22 protein-coding genes are annotated in these 17,383 nt (G+C 58.3%); 5 read left to right on the top strand and 17 right to left on the bottom strand.

Annotated elements, in window-relative coordinates:
• Positions 1-230 precede the first annotated feature (230 nt).
• Positions 231-647: a hypothetical protein gene (locus FKV68_RS19215; protein WP_180939356.1), complete on the bottom strand. Its 417-nt coding sequence runs from the start codon at positions 645-647 to the stop codon at positions 231-233.
• Positions 648-844: 197 nt separating this feature from the next.
• Here FKV68_RS19215 and FKV68_RS33945 point away from each other — a divergent pair, with 197 nt between their 5' ends.
• Both FKV68_RS33945 and FKV68_RS19205 read left to right on the top strand, forming a co-directional pair.
• Complete coding sequence (locus FKV68_RS33945; protein ID WP_180939355.1) at positions 845-1,552, top strand: GIY-YIG domain-containing protein; 708 nt, start codon at positions 845-847, stop codon at positions 1,550-1,552.
• Positions 1,549-2,220: a hypothetical protein gene (locus FKV68_RS19205; protein ID WP_180939354.1), complete on the top strand. Its 672-nt coding sequence runs from the start codon at positions 1,549-1,551 to the stop codon at positions 2,218-2,220. The genes FKV68_RS33945 and FKV68_RS19205 overlap by 4 nt, the downstream gene beginning before the upstream one ends.
• A 29-nt stretch (positions 2,221-2,249) precedes the next feature.
• Here the strand turns inward: FKV68_RS19205 and FKV68_RS19200 are convergent, their stop codons facing one another.
• From FKV68_RS19200 to FKV68_RS19190, 3 genes are all read right to left on the bottom strand, one after another.
• On the bottom strand, positions 2,250-3,659 hold the full coding sequence (locus tag FKV68_RS19200) for a hypothetical protein (protein WP_180939353.1): 1,410 nt from the start codon (positions 3,657-3,659) through the stop codon (positions 2,250-2,252).
• A complete protein-coding gene (locus FKV68_RS19195; RefSeq protein ID WP_180939352.1) occupies positions 3,652-4,005 on the bottom strand; it encodes a hypothetical protein in 354 nt (117 codons plus the stop codon). Before FKV68_RS19195 ends, FKV68_RS19200 begins: the two co-directional genes overlap by 8 nt.
• 81 nt (positions 4,006-4,086) lie before the next feature.
• Positions 4,087-4,596 (bottom strand): DUF805 domain-containing protein, encoded by a 510-nt coding sequence (locus tag FKV68_RS19190; protein WP_180941573.1) that lies wholly within the window; start codon positions 4,594-4,596, stop codon positions 4,087-4,089.
• Positions 4,597-4,736: 140 nt separating this feature from the next.
• Between FKV68_RS19190 and FKV68_RS19185 the strand changes: the two genes are divergently transcribed.
• A complete protein-coding gene (locus FKV68_RS19185) occupies positions 4,737-5,003 on the top strand; it encodes a helix-turn-helix domain-containing protein (RefSeq protein ID WP_180939351.1) in 267 nt (88 codons plus the stop codon).
• 62 nt (positions 5,004-5,065) lie between these two features.
• Here FKV68_RS19185 and FKV68_RS19180 read toward each other — a convergent pair whose 3' ends face one another.
• From FKV68_RS19180 to FKV68_RS19125, 12 genes are all read right to left on the bottom strand, one after another.
• Positions 5,066-5,470: a DUF3768 domain-containing protein gene (locus tag FKV68_RS19180; RefSeq protein ID WP_245181673.1), complete on the bottom strand. Its 405-nt coding sequence runs from the start codon at positions 5,468-5,470 to the stop codon at positions 5,066-5,068.
• Positions 5,471-5,480: 10 nt separating this feature from the next.
• The gene (locus tag FKV68_RS19175; protein ID WP_180939350.1) at positions 5,481-6,179 is read right to left on the bottom strand and encodes a tudor domain-containing protein; all 699 of its coding nucleotides are present in this window, start codon (positions 6,177-6,179) and stop codon (positions 5,481-5,483) included.
• 305 nt (positions 6,180-6,484) lie between these two features.
• Positions 6,485-7,300: a phage/plasmid primase, P4 family gene (locus FKV68_RS19170; RefSeq protein ID WP_180939349.1), complete on the bottom strand. Its 816-nt coding sequence runs from the start codon at positions 7,298-7,300 to the stop codon at positions 6,485-6,487.
• A gap of 71 nt (positions 7,301-7,371) precedes the next feature.
• The gene (gene tnpC, locus FKV68_RS19165; RefSeq protein ID WP_180939348.1) at positions 7,372-8,943 is read right to left on the bottom strand and encodes an IS66 family transposase; all 1,572 of its coding nucleotides are present in this window, start codon (positions 8,941-8,943) and stop codon (positions 7,372-7,374) included.
• 54 nt (positions 8,944-8,997) lie between these two features.
• Positions 8,998-9,351 (bottom strand): IS66 family insertion sequence element accessory protein TnpB, encoded by a 354-nt coding sequence (gene tnpB / locus FKV68_RS19160; RefSeq protein ID WP_180939347.1) that lies wholly within the window; start codon positions 9,349-9,351, stop codon positions 8,998-9,000.
• The gene (gene tnpA, locus FKV68_RS19155) at positions 9,332-9,805 is read right to left on the bottom strand and encodes an IS66-like element accessory protein TnpA (RefSeq protein ID WP_180939346.1); all 474 of its coding nucleotides are present in this window, start codon (positions 9,803-9,805) and stop codon (positions 9,332-9,334) included. The genes tnpB and tnpA overlap by 20 nt, the downstream gene beginning before the upstream one ends.
• Before the next feature lie 31 nt (positions 9,806-9,836).
• Positions 9,837-11,156 carry a bifunctional DNA primase/polymerase gene (locus FKV68_RS19150; protein ID WP_180939345.1) on the bottom strand — a complete coding sequence of 440 codons (1,320 nt, stop codon included), beginning with the start codon at positions 11,154-11,156 and terminating at the stop codon, positions 9,837-9,839.
• Between the two features lie 122 nt (positions 11,157-11,278).
• Complete coding sequence (locus FKV68_RS19145) at positions 11,279-11,515, bottom strand: helix-turn-helix transcriptional regulator (RefSeq protein ID WP_093233109.1); 237 nt, start codon at positions 11,513-11,515, stop codon at positions 11,279-11,281.
• A gap of 68 nt (positions 11,516-11,583) precedes the next feature.
• Positions 11,584-12,258, bottom strand: a complete 675-nt coding sequence (locus FKV68_RS19140; RefSeq protein ID WP_180939344.1) for a hypothetical protein — start codon at positions 12,256-12,258, stop codon at positions 11,584-11,586.
• Positions 12,236-13,480 carry a tyrosine-type recombinase/integrase gene (locus FKV68_RS19135; RefSeq protein ID WP_245181949.1) on the bottom strand — a complete coding sequence of 415 codons (1,245 nt, stop codon included), beginning with the start codon at positions 13,478-13,480 and terminating at the stop codon, positions 12,236-12,238. Before FKV68_RS19135 ends, FKV68_RS19140 begins: the two co-directional genes overlap by 23 nt.
• A gap of 126 nt (positions 13,481-13,606) precedes the next feature.
• Positions 13,607-14,416 carry a DUF429 domain-containing protein gene (locus FKV68_RS19130; RefSeq protein WP_180939343.1) on the bottom strand — a complete coding sequence of 270 codons (810 nt, stop codon included), beginning with the start codon at positions 14,414-14,416 and terminating at the stop codon, positions 13,607-13,609.
• 54 nt (positions 14,417-14,470) lie between these two features.
• A complete protein-coding gene (locus tag FKV68_RS19125) occupies positions 14,471-14,977 on the bottom strand; it encodes a hypothetical protein (protein ID WP_180939342.1) in 507 nt (168 codons plus the stop codon).
• 245 nt (positions 14,978-15,222) lie between these two features.
• On the opposite strand from FKV68_RS19125, the gene FKV68_RS19120 reads away from it, so the two are divergent.
• Positions 15,223-15,384: a hypothetical protein gene (locus tag FKV68_RS19120; protein ID WP_180939341.1), complete on the top strand. Its 162-nt coding sequence runs from the start codon at positions 15,223-15,225 to the stop codon at positions 15,382-15,384.
• Between the two features lie 217 nt (positions 15,385-15,601).
• Here FKV68_RS19120 and FKV68_RS19115 read toward each other — a convergent pair whose 3' ends face one another.
• Complete coding sequence (locus FKV68_RS19115) at positions 15,602-16,909, bottom strand: amidase (protein ID WP_180939340.1); 1,308 nt, start codon at positions 16,907-16,909, stop codon at positions 15,602-15,604.
• A gap of 225 nt (positions 16,910-17,134) precedes the next feature.
• Here FKV68_RS19115 and FKV68_RS19110 point away from each other — a divergent pair, with 225 nt between their 5' ends.
• Entirely contained in the window at positions 17,135-17,356 is a 222-nt protein-coding gene (locus FKV68_RS19110; protein ID WP_180939339.1) for a KTSC domain-containing protein, read from the top strand.
• Positions 17,357-17,383: the final 27 nt, after the last annotated feature.

Here is a 17,383-nt window from a genome sequence, read left to right as displayed (position 1 = left end):
CCGGAAGGTAGCGTCTTTTCGAACCGCACGAACGTCAAGAGATTCCATCCCCCTTCGGCGTGCGATCCGCAAAAGTGTGCTGGGAGCAATGTCCAATTGCTCGAATGTTGCCATAGGGGTCGGATTTTGCTGTTCATTGGGGGGTAACAAGCGTCAGGCTTTCACTACTAGGAAGCACGAGCTGACGCTCATGCTGTTTCCAGCAGGCTCGAAGGGTAACCGAAGAATTCCTATTTTCTGGCTTTCCTTGCCTCGACGAATATTTGCAGAAGACCCATCATTGACGCTTCGTCGTCTGTTTCCACGCTCCAAGATTCCTTGGCTTTCCCAAGGACCGCCTCCTTGTGGCTGCGACCATTGAAAACGTTATCACGAGAAAAAAATTCATCGACATCAGCAGGCCACCTCGCACCGGTAAAATGGTTGTGAAGTTCGCCAGACGTTGCACAGACGGCCTGATCTGAGGGAAACTCAATGCGGTAGTTGGGAGCAATTCCGTCGCCCGTCCTGCCCAATCGGACAACATACTCGCCCTTGCCCTTGCCCAACTGGCGACAATTCAACCGAATGCACCGAATGTAGTCTTCGGCATTCGGCAACAGCCTGTTCTCCACGAGATACTTAAGCGTAACATTCTCCGGCAACATATCCTTCTCCCTTACTCCACACGCGTCTCATCGATTCCAAGAGTCTTATTAGGCGAACAACTTAGTTGCTATACACTTCCTTCTTCGGAGCGTCTCATGGTTGAGTGCTCTGCTCGGGCGACGCGGCCAACACCCGCATCTCGGGCCCCCGAATTGACACCTAGAAAGCAGCTGCCGAGCCACGGTATGCTGACGCAATGGATTCGCGGCGCGTGAATGATGTGAAGAGGTTTTATTCGGCAGTTGACCGTCTCCAGCATTGCCTGCGAGGCGCTAGGATGCTTGGCAGTTGCAACGGTAGACTCGGCTGGCCACGGCGCGGCGTTTACTTCTTCATGGAGGATGGCGAAGACCGTTCTGATTCAGGCTCCGGTCCACGCATCGTCAGAGTGGGCACGCACGCGCTCAAACCAAGTTCGGGCACTAAACTATGGACGCGCCTGTCGCAACATCGCGGCCAGATGCAAAGTGGCGGCGGCAATCACCGCGGATCGATATTCCGGCTGATAGTCGGAACGGCACTCATGGCCCGTGACGGGTATGCGTGCTCAACGTGGGATGTAGGAAATTCGGCGAGTGCCGAGGTAAGGATGGGCGAGATTGCGCTCGAGCGTGAGGTGAGCCGTCTAATCGGCTCGATGCCGCTCGTGTGGCTTGGTGTTGACGATGAGCCCGGCGCGAAGAGCCTGCGCGGTTACATCGAGCGCAACGCGATTGCGCTTCTCAGCAACTACGGCAAGCAGCCAATCGACGCTCCGTCGGCGGGCTGGCTTGGACGACATTGCGACCGGGCAAAGGTGAGAATGTCTGGCCTCTGGAACTCCAATCACGTCGATGAAGTATACGATCCGAAGTTCCTCGATTGTCTAGATGAGCACGTACTCGCCATGGAGGAGGCAACGTGATTGTTGTTATTCAATGCGCGGCCCGCAAAAGAGCAGATGCAGGGCACCTCCGGACCCGCGACGGTCGACGGGTTTGCTTTGTCGCTGAACCCAAAGCCGCGCCCGCCGTTGACGGCGTGCTGTTTGCCCGGCCCGACGATATCGCTGATGGCGGCAAGACGTGGCGCGATGAACTGCTCGCCTATAACCGCAGCTCAGGCGGAAATCCACTTGGCCTGCTGGCTGCGTTCGAACTTTATCAGAACGAAGTCTACCGCAAGCTCGCCGCGAAGGTCGGGCCAGAGAAGCTCTTGATCTTGTCGGCCGGATGGGGGCTCATCGGAGCGTCGTTCCTCACTCCGTACTACGACATCACCTTCACTTCTCAAGCCGAGAACTACAAACGGAGGCGAAGGACCGACCGTTACCACGATCTCTCGATGCTACCGTCGGATACGGAGGAGCCGATCGTCTTCTTTGGAGGTAAGGACTACCTGCCCCTCTTCGAGAGGCTGACCAACGACGTGCGCGCTCCCCGCACAGTGTTCTTCAATTCCGCAAACGCGCCACAGATCAGGGGTGGGAGGGCAATCAGGTTTCCGACGACGAAGCGCACAAACTGGCACTATGAATGCGTCGATGCATTCCTTGCGAGCGCACTCGATCGCGAAATTGGATCCGCCGCGTGACCGCGCCGATCCGCTTCGGGTCAAGGTGATCACCTTCGAGGGCACATTCGAACGTTCTCGTTAGTCCAGCAATCACCGCTCCTGGTGAGCCTTCCGAGTTCGGCGTGGGCATGAACGGAATTTGCAGTCTCGTTCCAATAGCCGATGGCGTTATCGGCATCCTCCATCATCAGGAGCGCAAAGAAGCCGTTCGCCGTCATTTGCAAAGTGGGTCCGCTCGAGCCGTAGGGCTCCCACGAACAAGGCCCGTCGATGACTTTCTTACCCTTGACCTGCAGCAGGCACGATCGGTCGCGTTTGTTGCCCAGTTGCGGGTCGTTTTGCGGGCCTGCAGCGTTGGAAGCGGGCTTTGGCTTGCCAACACACTCGGCAAACGACGAGAGCGCCTGATTCGCCCCCTGCAGCGGGACGACAAAGCGCTTTTCACCAAGCTTGGCGATCCTTAGTTCGCTGCCGCCAGCGACGTCGGCAAGAAGCGCATCCGATACCTCGTCGAAGCTGTGCCAGCCAAAATAGGCGTCCTCAACTCCATCGGAAATATGGGGGGCTTTGTTGTCCACCTTCCACGTTGTGGTTATTTGACCACTGAATAGCCCTGCCACAAAGCCGTCGACGTCCCCTCCCGGAGCGGCCATGAAGCCGACCTTGACACCGCCAACCTCCGTTTCGGCGAAGCAGGTTTTGCCCCAGTCTTCCGCCGCAGTGTCGAAATGCCATTCTGTCGATGCTTGTGCCGCGGGAGAGGCTGGCGCTGATGCTTCATCGGAGGTGGTCGGTGGCAAGACCGAAGCCGAGCCATCTGGTTGACCGAATGGCGATGTCTTGCCTTCGGGTCTCCCGCCATCGCGCGAGTAATCTGCAGCCTTGCTTTGAAGACTGCTCATGCATTTGTCGAAAGCCGACCTCACTTGATACGTCTCCACTTGGTCCATCGGCGGGATAAACCATTCGGGTTCGTTGCCGGCAAATCGAACGCGCATGCTGATTCCCTGACGCCGTGCATCCAGCATGTAGCTCAACGCGACAACGAGGGCATAACTGTTCTGCTCACCGATGACTTTCGAACTGATCGAGCCGGTCAGGTAATTGACACTGCTTGCCGTCAATTCAATCCCGAAAGTACCTCCAACGGTTACGAGATCGACCTTGGTTTTATTGCCGACTGGAAGTTCCCACCCCTCCGAATACACCTGCAGCCAAGGCTCGATGTAATCATTGCTGGTCAGCACATAGACGAAGTTCAAGCCCTTCTGCGGCCAAGTGCGTGTGCCGAATTGGCACCGAGGTTTCTCTTCTAAATCGGCACCTACGCTCTCGGGCAGATGTTGCGTCACGCTCCAGACCTCGCCCTCGAAATACGATATTTCCTCGGCCTTCGGCGAGACCGGACTGGCGAGCAAGGCACCCCCGATCAACAAGCCTGTGATCGCCTTAGACATTGTTTTGCGCCGCCTTCGCCTTGCGACCGCTGCGCCAGCTAAAGAACGCCCCTACGGCCAAGACAAGCGCGACGACCGCCCACATTGTCAGGTCGGAGAAGCTGCCGCTGCTCGCCGCAGCAAATCCCAGCAAACCGGCGAGTGTCAGCGCGACCATCGTCACGACCGGCAGGCCGAATGCGAACGCGCCTCCGACGAAATAAAGCAGGCCGACCAGCATTCCGACAGCGCCAGCTTCGCTGGTCGCCTGATCGCCGAGCATCTCCGACGCAGTGCCGACCGTGCAGGACTGCAGCAGCACCAGCATGCCTAAAAAGATTGAAATGATTCCGATCGCGATTTTCATGTGCCCCCGTCTCCCTCGCTCGGTTTCAGTTCGACTGACGAGGACTCCCGAGCAGAGCACGGCGTCCCCCGATACGTTCGGTCAGCGCGTGCCGCCTGCCAGGACTTCTGATTTCATCTGTTGGAATTCGTCGTCGCTGATCGTCCCCGCAGCGCGAAGAGAGGCGAGCTTCTCGATGCGTTCGATGTTCGCTGCCGCCGTTGGCCCAGAAGCCGCTGTCGGGGCTGCCACGGTCGAAAGCGGGGCTGATCGATCGGCCGGGCCGAACCGATTGGAGCCGGCCGTCGAGGCAATGCAGCCATAGGCAATGAACGCGATGATGCCGATACCCGGCACCAAGCAGAGCAGCACCAGCCAGCCGCTCATGTCCGCGTCGTGCAAGCGCCGAACGGTGATGGCGAGCGACGGGACGTAGTGCGCGATGATGATCAGGGCGGAGACCAGCGGCTGGCCCCCGTTGATCGCGGCGTCGATGATGATGCCGACGGCCGCGAGACCCAGCAGCGCAAGGTGGTAGTACCAAAACTGCGCTCTCGTCGAGCGGCCGGAGAAGTCGAAATATCGACCCATGGCATTGATGTAGGCGGTCATTCTGTTTCCTCAGCAAACGGTATTGGTGGATGAGGCGGCGCCTGCATGGATTGAGGCCATGAAAGCACTCGCCCCTGACGCGAATATGGGACTGACAGTCCGTCGATTGTCAAGGGTGCGATGTGGCCTCTTGCGCGACTATGGATGCTCGCGAACTCATCGGCTGGAATCTCCGCAAGTTGCGCGTTGAGCGGGGCCTGTCGCAGGAACGACTTGCGCTCGAGGCAGCGATCGACCGCTCCTACGTCGGCCGCATCGAACGGGGCGAGGAGAACGTGACTATCTCCGTGTTGGAGGCGTTGTCGCGGGCCTTGAACGTGAAAGTGGGCGCGTTCTTTCAAGAAGCTGGGCCTGACGAATCCCGCCCCGCGCCCATGAGGGCAGGTAGAAAGCCGGGAAAACCTTGACAAAAAAGAAGCCGCGAACGAAGCGCGGCTTTCTATCGAAGGCATGTCGTTGAACAGCAGGTTCAATATTCATCCTCCCGCATGATAGTCAGCACGCGCGTCGTGACGGCCGCATCGGCAGGGTCGGGCGATTGGTATTGAAGATCGCTGTCAAAGTAGTCGATCTTCCAGAAGTAGCCCTTGCCACCAACGACCACACGCCCGAAGTCATGCTCCCCATAGGGGTCATTGGCTGCCGTGAAATCATTGAACTGCTGGACCGCATTCAGCAGCTCGGCACGTTCGCTTTCATCCAGAACCTGCACGCCGCTGGTGAGCATGACGCGGCCGGTGCCGAAGGTTGTCCGCAGCGCGTCGTTGAGTTCGCGAATGCGGCATTCCCTCGGTGACGATGCGGTGGCCATGATCGACCCGCCTCCTTGGCCAGCGCTGCTCGCATGGACTGTTGCCAGTATGGTGATGGTCATCATGATCGCCCTACGCCGCGACATGCTTGGGGTGCAGAAGGGCAATATCCGTTAGAGCGCGGGTGAAGTTCGGTAGCTCCGGCCAGTCGCGCCAGCGAAGGCGGAAACGGCCGTCGGCCGCTAGTTCGACGACAATCGCCTCGAACCAACCTTCCTCGGCGGTCTCACGGGCCAGCACGAGGTCTCCAACCAGAAGCTTCGACCAGTCCTCCGGTTGCCGGGCCGGCACCTCACCCTTGCTCGCTTTCGCATAATCCTCGGCTGCAGCGCTGGCTGCCCCTGCGGCGGCCTCCACGCGGGCTGCTGCTGCCGCGAGGTAGTCGTCGTCGAGGTACTTCGCGAGCTGATCATAGGTGGTGCGCTTCACGAACGGCACGAACGCCTTGCCGCTCTCGAACAGCTTTCCACGCGGCAGGTTGTTGGCGATCGCAGCCAACTCCTCATTGCTCACGTCGATGAGTGCCATGTTCATCAGGTCAGAGGCGACAGCGGCGGCATCGCACTCGTCTTCTGCAAACCACGACGCATGCGGTCTTCCCTGATCGTCCAGGCCGATCACGATGACTTTGGCGTCGGGGCCTTGAGCCGCGGCGGCGTTGGCTTTGGGATTGTTGCGAAGCGTCGCTGAAGGGGCGGCGCCCAGAATCGAAACGGGTGCCAGCGTGATCGTCGCGTGCGGCGTTAAGGGCGAGGTTGAAAGTATGTGCATCGGGTAGCTCCTGAAACGAAAAAGAGCGCCGAATTGGCGCTCATGCTGAGGTGTTTTCACGTCTGCGAACAGGTTCGTTTGGCTGCATCAGCGACTGAAAACGAAGGCATTGTAGCAGAAAACCTAATCTTGTCAAGTACTTAGACTAAGCGATGTCTACTTAGCTGCGCGATGTCCTTCCGAATCCGCTGGTGGTGGTGACGAAAGTGACGAGTTGGCAAACTAAAAGCTTTCAACATACCCCCCTGTAGTGGGGGGGTGATTTGTTTCCAGCACTTTCGTCACCACCACCACCACCACAATGGCTACGGGTAGCGGATGCTGAGGTTGAGAAACGTCATTCCCTTGTTCCGTTTCACGGCCTTATAGCCAAGGGAGGTGACGTTTCGCTCGAAGCTTGAACGTTGCTGCGCCATGGTAATACCCTGCTGCTGACACCACGTTCCGTAGCGGGCATAGAGCTCTGCCACGAGGCAGCTGCCACTCCCTTTGATGCACCCTTCATCTATGAAAGCCGGAACGGGGTTCGCCTCCTGCAAAAACCCCTCAGAGGCTGCCTTCACCGCATCAGGAATTTTGAACTTCCATCCACGCCGTACCACCCGCTGATAGCCTCGTAATGCGTGATTTAGAATGCCGGAAAGTTCCTGGGCTCTGATACGGTCAAACAACGTGCTGTCGATGTCCTTCTTTTTGAATTGACGAGTGAAGGGCACGACATGAAGCCGTCGTTGTAGACCCTGACTAAGGTCTGTAATCGAGGGAGGATTGTTACAGAGCATCAACGGCACCGCGCGATTCTCGAACGAGTAGTGGCCGCTAAATTTACGCTCGGCAGTCAGGATCTTTTTCTCGCTGATACGCTTTAGGTCGCCGTCTGGAAGACGAGTGCCGGTCTGGACGTCGTCATCGAGAAACAGCAGGCGCCCAAACAAGCTGTTAACTGAAAACTGGTTTCTTGTCAGATCACGTACACGCATCGCCGCAACTGCATGATGTCCCAGCAGGTCGGCCAGCAAACCAGCCAATGCGGACTTGCCGTTGCTACCAACACCTTTCCAGATCAAAATCAGGGCAATAGGCCGTTCAGGCTGTAGTATGTAGCCAATCAGCTCGTGCATGTAGGGTAAGCGCTCATTTCCCCGCACGTTGACGGCCCTTGCAACTGATCGCTTTCAGACGGACGCGTCGGTCAGGCTGCGGCGGCCTTGAGGAAGTTGAAGGGCAGGAGATCGTCGATAGCTACGTTCTGAGGGCGCTGAGGCAGTTCAGTAAGGACGTGGCGTAACCAGGCTAATGGCTCGACGCCACAGGCGCGGCAAGTCAGCATCAGGCTATAGATGACTGCGCTAGCTCTGGCTCCGTCAACGGTATCGCTGAACAGCCAACTCTTTCTGCCGGTTGCAAAAATTCTGATATCGCGCTCCAGAAGATTGTTGTCGATCGGCATCCTGCCGTCCTCGGTGTGGCGCGTCAGATAGTCCCACTGGTTCAGAGTGTAGGACACAGCGTCGCCGAGCTTGCTGTCCGGCAAGACCTTCGGCGCGATGTCGTCGAGCCAAGCCTTGAGTGCGTTCAGGACGGGCACGCTGTGCTGTTGGCGAGAGCGCCGAATGCAGTCGGCCTGCGTTTCACCATCCTCGGGTTTTCTGTCCCTGGCCTGCCTTTCAATCCGGTAGAGCTGTTCGAAGAAGCGGAGTGCCTGCTCCGGTGGTCCGCCACCCTTCTTTCTCGCCTTGAGGGCGTCGACAAAGCGTCGTCTGGAATGGGCCATACACCCAAGATGGGTTGCCCCATCCAGCGTGCGCCAGGCGGAATAGCCATCACTCATCACTATCCCGCGATAATCGCCGAGGAAGGTTTGCGGGTATATCTGGCCGCGGCCCGGCTGATAATCGAGCAGCACGATCGGCTCGTCACTGTCCTCGCCGCTTCGGTAAGCCCACATATATGACGTGCTGGCGGCCTCTCGATCCTTTTCCTTTAGGACCTGAACAGTCGTCTCGTCGCCATGGATGAGGGGCTGCGATCTGAGCCGCAGCTTCAGGGCGTTATAGATGCGGGAGAGATGCTTTTCGCTCGAGCCGATCACCCAGTGGCCCAGAGCGCCACGGCTGACAGGAACACCTGCGCGCTCGAATGCCTGCGCCAAGCGGTAGAGCGGTGTGCCGTCGACATACTTATGAACGAGCGCGAAGGCCAGCGTCGAAGCCGTGGCGATGCTGCCCGGCAAGGGCTGCGCGGGCATCGGCGCGATCACGACCGGGGTGTTGATCCCGGTGCGGTCGCAATGACGGCAAGCATATTTGAACCGCACATTCTGCAGGACCTTCGCCTTCACCTCGATATGAAGTTGCTCGGTAACGGTCTCGCCCATGCGATGCATCTGGTGACGGCAGCATGGACAGGCCTTCTTATCGTCGGGAAGGTCATACTCGACACGCTCGCGCGGCAGGTTTTCCGGCAAGGCCTTGCGGCCGCGCTTCTTTCCCGTCGTGCCGTCGGTCGCCGGCAAGCCCGTGTCCGGCAGAGCAACGACATCGCCATCTTCGTTGTCGGCATCGTCCTCATCCGCGGCCTGTTCGGCTTCATTGAAGAGGCGGTCAATGTGCTTTTCGCTCTTCGGCGCAAAACGATGCAGCCGTGCAAGCGCCAACTCTTCCTCGAGTTTGACGACGCGTTCTGTGAGCTGGCGGTTCTCCGCCTGCAGCGCAGCAATACGCGCCATCAGCTCTTCAACAGTCGGTTCGCCGGATCGATTCATCAGATTCTTGAATCGAAAGCATGCCGCCGCGTCAACCGCGGAGTTCGAGAGCCCTCAACCAGCAACCTGATATTGCCGCACCGGATGGCGGACCATTGCATCGATATCGATGCCGTCGAGGAGCCAGTGCAATTGCTCGGTCGTAAGCTGAACGACCGCCGCCTCCCGGCGAGGCCACCGGAACTTGTCCTCGGTCAGCCGCTTCAGAACCAGCACAAAGCCGGATCGGTCGAAGAACAAGAGCTTCATCCGATCGCGACGGCGATTGCAGAACGCAAAAACCGCCGGCGCAAACGGATCGAGCGCCATCGTCTCCTGAACCAGCACCGCAAGGCTGTTGATGCCGGCCCTGAAGTCGATCGGCTCGCGGTGAAGGTAGACTTGAAGGTCAGCGCCCAGTGTGAACATGACCCAACGCTCCGATGACCGCTGCCAACGCATCCACATCACCGCATTCCAGCGTCAGCTTCACCCCGTTCGGCAGTGACGCGCTCACCTTGGCTGGAGAGGAAAAAGGCGCAGCCCTTTTCGATGCCGACCCACGCACTCCATCGCAAGTCCCCGGCAAATCCACCGCAGCCATGCTGCTCTGTCGCAGCAAGGCCCGATCGGAAGTGCTTTCAATCTGAACCGGGATAAACGACGGTGATGAGGACGGCGGGAGGGACTGGGTCTCCGTGCGCTTCTTTATCCACTTCCGAAGAAGGTTCGCATTGACCCCATGTTCGAGCGCAAGCCTCGATACCGACACGCCAGGCTCAAGGCAGGCCGAGACAAGACGGTTCTTCGATGCGGGGTCGTATCGGCGTCTCCCGTTCCGACCAACAAGCCTTACCTGCAGTTTCTGATCATCTTCTTCCATCACAAGGTGTCCACCTATTTTGGTGGACACCTCATGCATCAGAGCACTCAACAGCAAAAGGTGCGGGGAAATTCGCGCTTACCATGTAGGGAATGATCTCGGCGTGCTCTGCCGGGAAAATCTCCTCCATAGCCCGATCGAATAGCGGACAGGCCGCATTGGAATCGTATTCGATGTCCAGAAAATGACGGAGATAAGATTCGGCATTGTGAGCGCCCAGTTTCGTCGCTCCATCTGACGCAAGCCATAGTTCGCCATTACGAAGATTCAATGCGGCTGCCGGAGGGTCAGTAAATCGCAAAGGATCTCCATCTCGCATAACCTTTGCTTTAAGGATATCAACTACCTGATTGATCACAGTAGTTGTCGCCATCCCCGGACGCTGAGGGTTTTGCTGGATCACCTTCAACGTCTTCTGCTTAAGGCTGTCGACGTTTTCAATGGTCCATTTTTTCGCGTCATAGGCCCAAAACAGGCCGTCATCCAAACGCATGAGGTGTTTGCCACCGCCGAAATATGTTTGCAGGACCGCATCAGCGTATGCTTCACCTGGATCAGCATCTCGGTCCACGGGCGAATAGGTCAGCGCACTCTTGACGGTTTTCACGACCTCATCGTCATCTAATGGGCTTGGGAAAGACCCATTAAAGATGCGAGCCAACGCCAGAAGTTCATCTCCGACAATCCCCTTGCGCACCAATCCGCCCAGATAGGCGATCAAGGCGTTGTTGCGGCCACCCTCTTTGACGAGCGTGGGGGTGGAAACTGAGTCTGCCTTGAGCTGGACCAGTGATGCGACACGTTCACGAAGCCATGAGGAGTTTGCTACGGATACCTCGTCAGGACTGCTACCAGCACGATACTTATACCGCACCCCGCTTTCATGCACGCTGCCGGGGCCGACTACGTAGCCGCCATCTCCGCGGACATCGAGACCTGCGCCGAGTTTACCCGCGGAGTTGCGGAACCAGTCGTCTCCCTTGAAATAGTAATGTCTGCCACGTCCCGTTTCCACGATAACCGTCGAAGAAAATCCTTCATTCGCTTTCTTTAGCGCCTTCAACGAGTCGCGGCCTTCCTTTCCGTCGACGTCGAGGACGATGATCCCTGAAGCGGATCCTGTTACGATGCCGTAGTTCGCGTCAGGATATTTGCGGAAGAACTTCTTCAGCTCCTTCTTCTTCTTGATGTATTTCCGCGAGCTATAGCCATTGAAGGGCTTCTTTGAACGCGGTTCCAGCGGTACGATGGCCGCACCGTTCGAAAGCCAGTATTCAGCCCCCCTATATGCTTCGTTTTGTGTGATGTTGGGTATTTTGGGCGTTGAAGTACGAGCGTTTTTCTTATCCATCGGGGTCCTGCCTGTCACTCGCGCATGGGGAGGCGACCGAAGGCGAAGCTCCGCATAAAACGAGTGAGTTTGTTGGGGGGGGTAGGCCGCGGGCATCCAGCCCGCGGCGATTATTTACATTCTTATTTTACGGTGTGTTTTTCGATCAAATCTCGGATGGATTCGACAGGCCACACGCTCGTTCTAGGGCCTAGTTTCTGAGGAGGCGGAAATCGCCCCTCTCGAATGCCTTTCCACCAGCTGGATTTGCTGATGGGTATCGGTCCAGTCGGCCCAATGATGGACTTCAGGCGAACGAAGCCTGTTTCCGGTAGTTTGTTGCTCAACTTGCACCTCACTTTCGGAGCGAACGGGAGCATGCTGCACGCCTTTGACCTGCAACGCACGCTGTTCCTTGTCCGAAATAGCGGCTTAATTAGCTGGCTAATTACTTTTTTGGCAGAGATTGGATAACGCTCGCGAGCTTACGCAGAGGCAGTTTCGGGTCCATGGCTTGAAAAAATATCTGCAGAAGGCGCGGACCTGTGGCTATAAATTCGCTATCTTTTCCGGTGCCTACGGATTTGGACCGCTCAAATCCAAGACCCAAGACGCTCTCGTAGCTAGCTATAAAATCAAGTACTGCGCCTCGAATGTAATGTGCAGACATGGCGCCCGGTTGCACGCGCCTGCCTGCTACGGCGGCGCACTCACATCGTAGTCCCTTCAACAGCTCTAGCAAGGTCTCGCGCCGATCGATTGCGATTGGAACACTTCTCGTTGGAAGATTTACGCGCCAGAGTTCCTCAATCTGTGGAACGAGTGCATCCACGTGGTTGATGATCTGTTTCGCGGCTTTCTTTTGGCCAGATGCAACAAAAGTTTCCGCTCTAAATTTGCCGGCAAGATACTCATTGCTCACCGCGCGGAGCTCATTTCTGAGTGCGTCGACCGTGGCATCAGAAAGAACGTGGGCGAAAGCTTGCGTGCCAAAGAGGTGTTTTTCTACGGTCGGCCATGCACTGTCGAAAACTGCATTCGTCGCCTCGTCGCCAATGCCGAGACCTCCGTAAGGCGGAATTGGAAATGGATCGAGGTAGTCAGTCTTCTTGAAATCCGCCATCTCTTTCCCTGCCAAGGCAAAACTTCTCCCAGCTCACCATCATTTCTCTTCGCTTATCGAGGAGATCGCCTCGACGATAAGCTGCTTCGACCTTGTTTTCTATCGTATGGGCTAGTGCCATTTCAGCAATTTCGCGGGGATAATTCGTCGATTCAGCTGCCCAATCGCGAAATGCAGAGCGGAAGCCATGTGCCGTAACCGGGATCTCCATCCGCCTCAGGATCTCTAAGAACACCATGTTGGACAGAGGCTTATCTTCGGACCGTCCCGGGAAGATGAACTGGCTATCGCCGGATATCGTGGCTGCTTCTTTGAGGATTTCGGCAATCCTGTCCGTTATGGGCACCCTATGTTCTCGTTTCGCCTTCATTCGGTCAGCGGGAATGATCCACAGCTTACCTTTTGCGTCTATCTCCGTTTTCTTCGCCAGCAGGGCTTCGCTGGTGCGTGTCGCGGTCAGAATCAACAACTCAAAGGCGAGCTTGGCGACCAAACTACTGTTCGTTCCGCGCATGGATTCGATGAAAGCCGGAACTTCGGCAAATGCCATGGCTGCGTGATGGCGACCACGCTCCACCTGCTTCGGTAGCCCGCGTGTCACCCCCTCGACGGGATTGTCGCCGCTTCTATAACCAGACGCTTTGGCCCAATCGAAGACTGTGGTTAGCCGCTGTCTGACTCGTCGAGCGGTTTCTGGCTTTTTTAACCAGATGGGTGACAGCACCCGCAAGATCTCGGGCGTGTCGATGCGATCGACCATCATGTCGCCGATGACCGGAACGGCGTACTGGTTGAGAGTGTTGATCCACTGATCAGTATGCTTGGCGTTCTTCCAAGCCGCTTTGTGTTCCTCGTGGACCGTTTCGGCTGCAACCTTGAAGCTTGGAACGACGCGTCTCGCTTCCCTTTTTGCGGCAAGCGGATCGCCACCTGCTCGAGCCAGTTTTCGATATTCCAGCGCTTTCTCTCTCGCCTCGGCAAGCGAAACTAAGGAAATGCCACCCAAGCCGATGTCTGTGCGCTTGCCGTTTACGAGAATGCGGAGCATCCACCTTTTTGCCCCGGATTTATCGACAACGAGGTACAACCCGTTCCCGTCGCCGTACTTGCCCGGAGCGGTCAGTTGCTTCACCTTGAGTGCCGACAGTACCTTCTCTCGATGCTGGCCTTTTGCCTTCGGCACGTTCTTACCCCACAATTCGCCCAACATCATAAGCTGCATTTTGTTGAACCTCAATGGACGGCATTGAACAAAAATAAAAACTATGTCATTGAATTTACGCTGAAAAATAAACGCCCCTGCACAATCTTGTCCTTTAAATAGGCGGCCCCCCTCTCCGCCAGTAAATCACGCAATGGCTGAAACCGTGCTCAACTTGGCGGCGCCGCCGCTCGCCGAGACCGCGGCCCTGTTCTCTACCAAAGCATCTGCTGCCCAAGGCGCCCAGAGCTCTGCCGGCGGCAGCCAGAACCAGCCGCTGGCCTCGACTCCAATGACCTCGGATTTGCCTGCGGCGGCGGTTGCCGCTGTCAACAGGCAGATCCATGCCGCCCGTTTTTCATGGTCTCGCTCGGTTGTGACCTTCTGCAGCAGCGTTTCATTGTTCCAGCCGATGGCGTCAAGAAGTCTGTCGAAGACGTGGCTTTCAACCGCTTGGTCGTACAGCCAGTCAAACTTCCTGCGCTTCGCTGCCCTGGACATGGCAAAACGCTCGTTCTCGAGAAGAACACCGAGAAAGGCGTTCGGGAAAGCTTCGATGATTGCGGCGCCGGGAATGATTGACCTGCCGATCATCGGCGCAGCCGCGAGGTGTCTTACCTGCGCTGCGGTCTCGGCCGCAGCCTTTCTCAGGGCGAGACCGTGGCCGTGGTGGCTGAGCCCTGGCTTGCAGCGTGCATGGAACGCCCCGCGGATGAAGAGGCGCTCGCAGGAGCGGTCGAGTTCATCGGGCGCGTCGGGCGGCAGCAAGGGGCCATCGATGGCGATAGTCGAAAACGTCGTGGATGCCGGAATGTGGCGCTGTCGACGGTTCCAATCGCTATGCGCCTTTGCGCAGCCGACGTTCCCTCCGACGCACCACGCGATCCCCGTGCTTGGTCGCGACAGCGAGTATCCAACGTCGATGCCGAGCAACTTGTCGAAGCTTGCTTCTTTCAACGTCGCGCCTCCCACGGCAAAGCCGCTCCTTGCCCGAAAATGACACCTACAGTCTCACCCCCGCGCATGCGTGCGCAGCCACGCCTGTAATGCAGCAATTACGGCCAGCCTGAGGCTTGCACCGCGGGCAAGCGCTTGGGCGAGGGAGCGGCCGTCGGCCGCGAACCCGATCTCCTGCATGACGTCCTCCGGCTCCAGCTCGCGTTTCGCCATGATCGCCTTGATCTCGGCGATCGCGGAGGGCAGCAGGTAGCGGCCGCTGGCGATCGGAGCCTCCGCGGCACTGGCAGACGGCGAGGGGGCGGAAGAATACGCAGGTGCCGTCGACAGCGCGCCCCTTGCCTCGAGCCAGTTCAAAAAGGCGTCGCGTTCGCTGTCGGTCGCCTTCGTCCAGGAATTCTTGAGCTTATCCAGTCGCGTGCGTTCCGGCTTCATGCCGGCGATCACGAGGGCCTTGCGCAAGGACGATATCTTGCCGGCAAGAAAAGCACCATGGACATCAGGGAACTCGGATTTCAGCCGCTGCAGATCGTGTGCATTGTCGAGTTTCTTCTTCGCCATCCTCACATCCGCCGTCGAAATTCCGTGATCCTCTATCGCGCCTGGGATGTAAGGGCGAGCAAAAAGGTATCTCACGGCAGGGGGGCAGAGCGAACGAAAGGCCTACCCGCATGTTTCCTTAGATCGTTGGCGATTTAAGGACGCGCGGTGCTGAAGCTTTGCGCCGCCCTCAAGCCCCGCACAAGTCGGCTTTTCTATCACCGCCCCAGAGGCCGGAATGTGACGCGGCGAAAAAGGACGATGCGATGTCTAATGATGTTCAGCACTACAGCGACCCGCAGGATGCGGCCCTGGCCCTCATTCTCGCGAACAATCGCGGCGACGAACTCACGGACATCCTGGTTGCCGCACTTGAGGATGCATTCCGGATCCTCGATGAGGAGTGGGTGTCCCAGGCGATGCACTAAAGCGCGTCGCATTCAAACGGCCTCATGTGGCGCGCTTGAGGTCTTTGTGTCATCAATGTCGTTGTCCACAAACCGCTGCACGTCTTTGGGCGACTTGTATTAGGTCACGATGATCTCAGTTTGAAGCGGCCGGACACCATAAGGCGCTTCTACGAAATGGGCGCGGAATGCGGGCGGAAAGCCGCGCATGCTTTTCCATCTCGCTCTACCGCATCGTTCAGTCTACTCGCAGCAATCTCTCGCCGGACGCTGCGGCGGACAGCAGCATCCCGTCCGTCCCGCCCCGTCCCACCAGCATCAGCCCCGCCGGCAGGCTCGTGCCTGCCATAGGCAGCGTGATCGCCGTCAGGTCGAATTGGTTAGCGACCTGCGTGTTGCGCAGGAGCAGGTCCTCGACGCGGCGATATTCCTGTTTGTCGTGTTCCACAGAGGCAATGCCGACGGCGGGGATCGGCGTGGTCGGCAGGAGGATTAGGTCATGGGGCGCCAGTCGCTCGTCCATCGCGCGAATGAGGTCCTGCCGCGTCCGCAGCAGCTTTTCCAGTGCCGCGTCGGGCACGGTCAAGCGCCGGCGCAGCGTCGATGTTACCCGCGTATCGACGGGTGCGTCCCGGTCCTCAAGCCAGTTCCAGTGGATTCGGCTGCCTTCGATCGCGGCGACGGAGCCGATCGACGTCGCCTCGGCGAAGCGGCCGAGGAGGTCGTCGATGCTGCATTCGGCGAGCTTTGCGCCGGCGCGGGAAAGCGCTTGCAGGCTTGCCTCAAAGGCCCGAGCGATTTCCGGCACGAGGTCTTCGAGCAGAAAGCCCTTCGGAATGCCGAGCTTCAACCCGTCGAGCGCCAGCGGCGTGAGCGTTCCTGGCGTATCGCCCGCCATGATGGCGTCGGCAAGCGCGCAGTCGGCGACAGTGCGCGCGAGCGGGCCGATCGAATCAAGGCTTGGCGAGAGAGGAAAGGCGCCATCGAGGGGTACGCGCCGGGCGGTCGGCTTGAAGCCGACGAGGCCGTTCAAGGCCGCCGGAATGCGCACAGAGCCGCCGGTGTCGGAGCCGATGGCGATCTCGCTTGTGCCCTCCGCCACCGAGACGGCCGCACCGGACGATGAGCCGCCGGGAACGAGGCTCTCGTCGAACGCATTGCCGGGCACCGGATAGTGCGGGTTGAGGCCGACGGCGGTGAAGGCGAATTCGGTCATGTGCGTCTTGCCGATGATGACGGCGCCAGCCGTCCGCAGTCGCTGGACGATCGCCGCGTCTGCCGTTGCCGGTTCCGCCGCCCGGCGGATGATCGAGCCGGCAAGCGTCGGTTCGCCTGCGACGTCGAAGAGGTCCTTGATCGAGACGATCCGGCCGTCGAGCGGGCCGAGGCCGCTTCCGTCGCTCAGCCTTCGGTCGGCGGCGTCAGCCTCGGCCCGGGCGGTGTCGGAATAGAATTTCACGAAAACGCGTTCTTCGTGCCGGCGCCCATCCAGGCGCGTGAGTACGGTTTCGAGCCGGTCGCGAGAGGGAGTTTTCGATTGGGTCAAGGCGAAGACCTCGTAAATGGGATGACCGTTGTTCGCATGATTCCGTAATTCAGGACCCGAGTTATGGACAATTCATGCAGCAATTCAAAGTGCTGCGGCTTCATTGCCGCAGCTGCCTCGCGCGGGACGGCGGCGCCAGGGTAGCCGTCATCGTTTATAAATCCCGCCCATTGATGTATGATAAGAGGCGTCAGCGACTTCTGGAAACCAACCGGGAAGACGCTAATGCCAATGTTGCAATCGTCTGCGATCCTGGACTCTTCCGCGATCCAACGCGTCAACTACGATGCGCGCCATCGCACGCTCAGCATCTGGTTCGTCGGCAATCGCAGGCCTTACCATTATCTCGATGTCCCGGAGAGCATCTACGAGGACTTCGTGCATGCGGACTCCGCCGGCAGCTACTTCAACCACCACGTGCGGGATCACTACGATTTCACGCACTGATGCGGGATGAGTGCGGTTGCCCCTCAT

It is taken from the genome of Sinorhizobium mexicanum (assembly GCF_013488225.1).
GTDB lineage: Bacteria > Pseudomonadota > Alphaproteobacteria > Rhizobiales > Rhizobiaceae > Sinorhizobium > Sinorhizobium mexicanum.
This window is presented reverse-complemented; position numbering and strand designations above follow the sequence as displayed.

Excerpts from the sequence above, each read along its gene's own strand:
- FKV68_RS19120 (WP_180939341.1), top strand. The coding sequence starts at position 15,223 with ATGTCTAATGATGTTCAGCACTACAGCGACCCGCAGGATGCGGCCCTG.
- FKV68_RS19150 (WP_180939345.1), bottom strand. The coding sequence starts at position 11,156 with ATGGATAAGAAAAACGCTCGTACTTCAACGCCCAAAATACCCAACATC.
- FKV68_RS19195 (WP_180939352.1), bottom strand. The coding sequence starts at position 4,005 with ATGAAAATCGCGATCGGAATCATTTCAATCTTTTTAGGCATGCTGGTG.
- FKV68_RS19110 (WP_180939339.1), top strand. The coding sequence starts at position 17,135 with ATGCCAATGTTGCAATCGTCTGCGATCCTGGACTCTTCCGCGATCCAA.
- tnpA (WP_180939346.1), bottom strand. The coding sequence starts at position 9,805 with ATGGAAGAAGATGATCAGAAACTGCAGGTAAGGCTTGTTGGTCGGAAC.
- FKV68_RS19185 (WP_180939351.1), top strand. The coding sequence starts at position 4,737 with ATGGATGCTCGCGAACTCATCGGCTGGAATCTCCGCAAGTTGCGCGTT.
- FKV68_RS19135 (WP_245181949.1), bottom strand. The coding sequence starts at position 13,480 with ATGCAGCTTATGATGTTGGGCGAATTGTGGGGTAAGAACGTGCCGAAG.
- tnpC (WP_180939348.1), bottom strand. The coding sequence starts at position 8,943 with ATGAATCGATCCGGCGAACCGACTGTTGAAGAGCTGATGGCGCGTATT.
- FKV68_RS19175 (WP_180939350.1), bottom strand. The coding sequence starts at position 6,179 with ATGCACATACTTTCAACCTCGCCCTTAACGCCGCACGCGACGATCACG.
- FKV68_RS19180 (WP_245181673.1), bottom strand. The coding sequence starts at position 5,470 with ATGACCATCACCATACTGGCAACAGTCCATGCGAGCAGCGCTGGCCAA.
- FKV68_RS19140 (WP_180939344.1), bottom strand. The coding sequence starts at position 12,258 with ATGGCGGATTTCAAGAAGACTGACTACCTCGATCCATTTCCAATTCCG.
- tnpB (WP_180939347.1), bottom strand. The coding sequence starts at position 9,351 with ATGTTCACACTGGGCGCTGACCTTCAAGTCTACCTTCACCGCGAGCCG.
- FKV68_RS19190 (WP_180941573.1), bottom strand. The coding sequence starts at position 4,596 with ATGACCGCCTACATCAATGCCATGGGTCGATATTTCGACTTCTCCGGC.
- FKV68_RS33945 (WP_180939355.1), top strand. The coding sequence starts at position 845 with ATGGATTCGCGGCGCGTGAATGATGTGAAGAGGTTTTATTCGGCAGTT.
- FKV68_RS19215 (WP_180939356.1), bottom strand. The coding sequence starts at position 647 with ATGTTGCCGGAGAATGTTACGCTTAAGTATCTCGTGGAGAACAGGCTG.
- FKV68_RS19200 (WP_180939353.1), bottom strand. The coding sequence starts at position 3,659 with ATGTCTAAGGCGATCACAGGCTTGTTGATCGGGGGTGCCTTGCTCGCC.
- FKV68_RS19170 (WP_180939349.1), bottom strand. The coding sequence starts at position 7,300 with ATGCACGAGCTGATTGGCTACATACTACAGCCTGAACGGCCTATTGCC.
- FKV68_RS19145 (WP_093233109.1), bottom strand. The coding sequence starts at position 11,515 with ATGCTCCCGTTCGCTCCGAAAGTGAGGTGCAAGTTGAGCAACAAACTA.
- FKV68_RS19125 (WP_180939342.1), bottom strand. The coding sequence starts at position 14,977 with ATGGCGAAGAAGAAACTCGACAATGCACACGATCTGCAGCGGCTGAAA.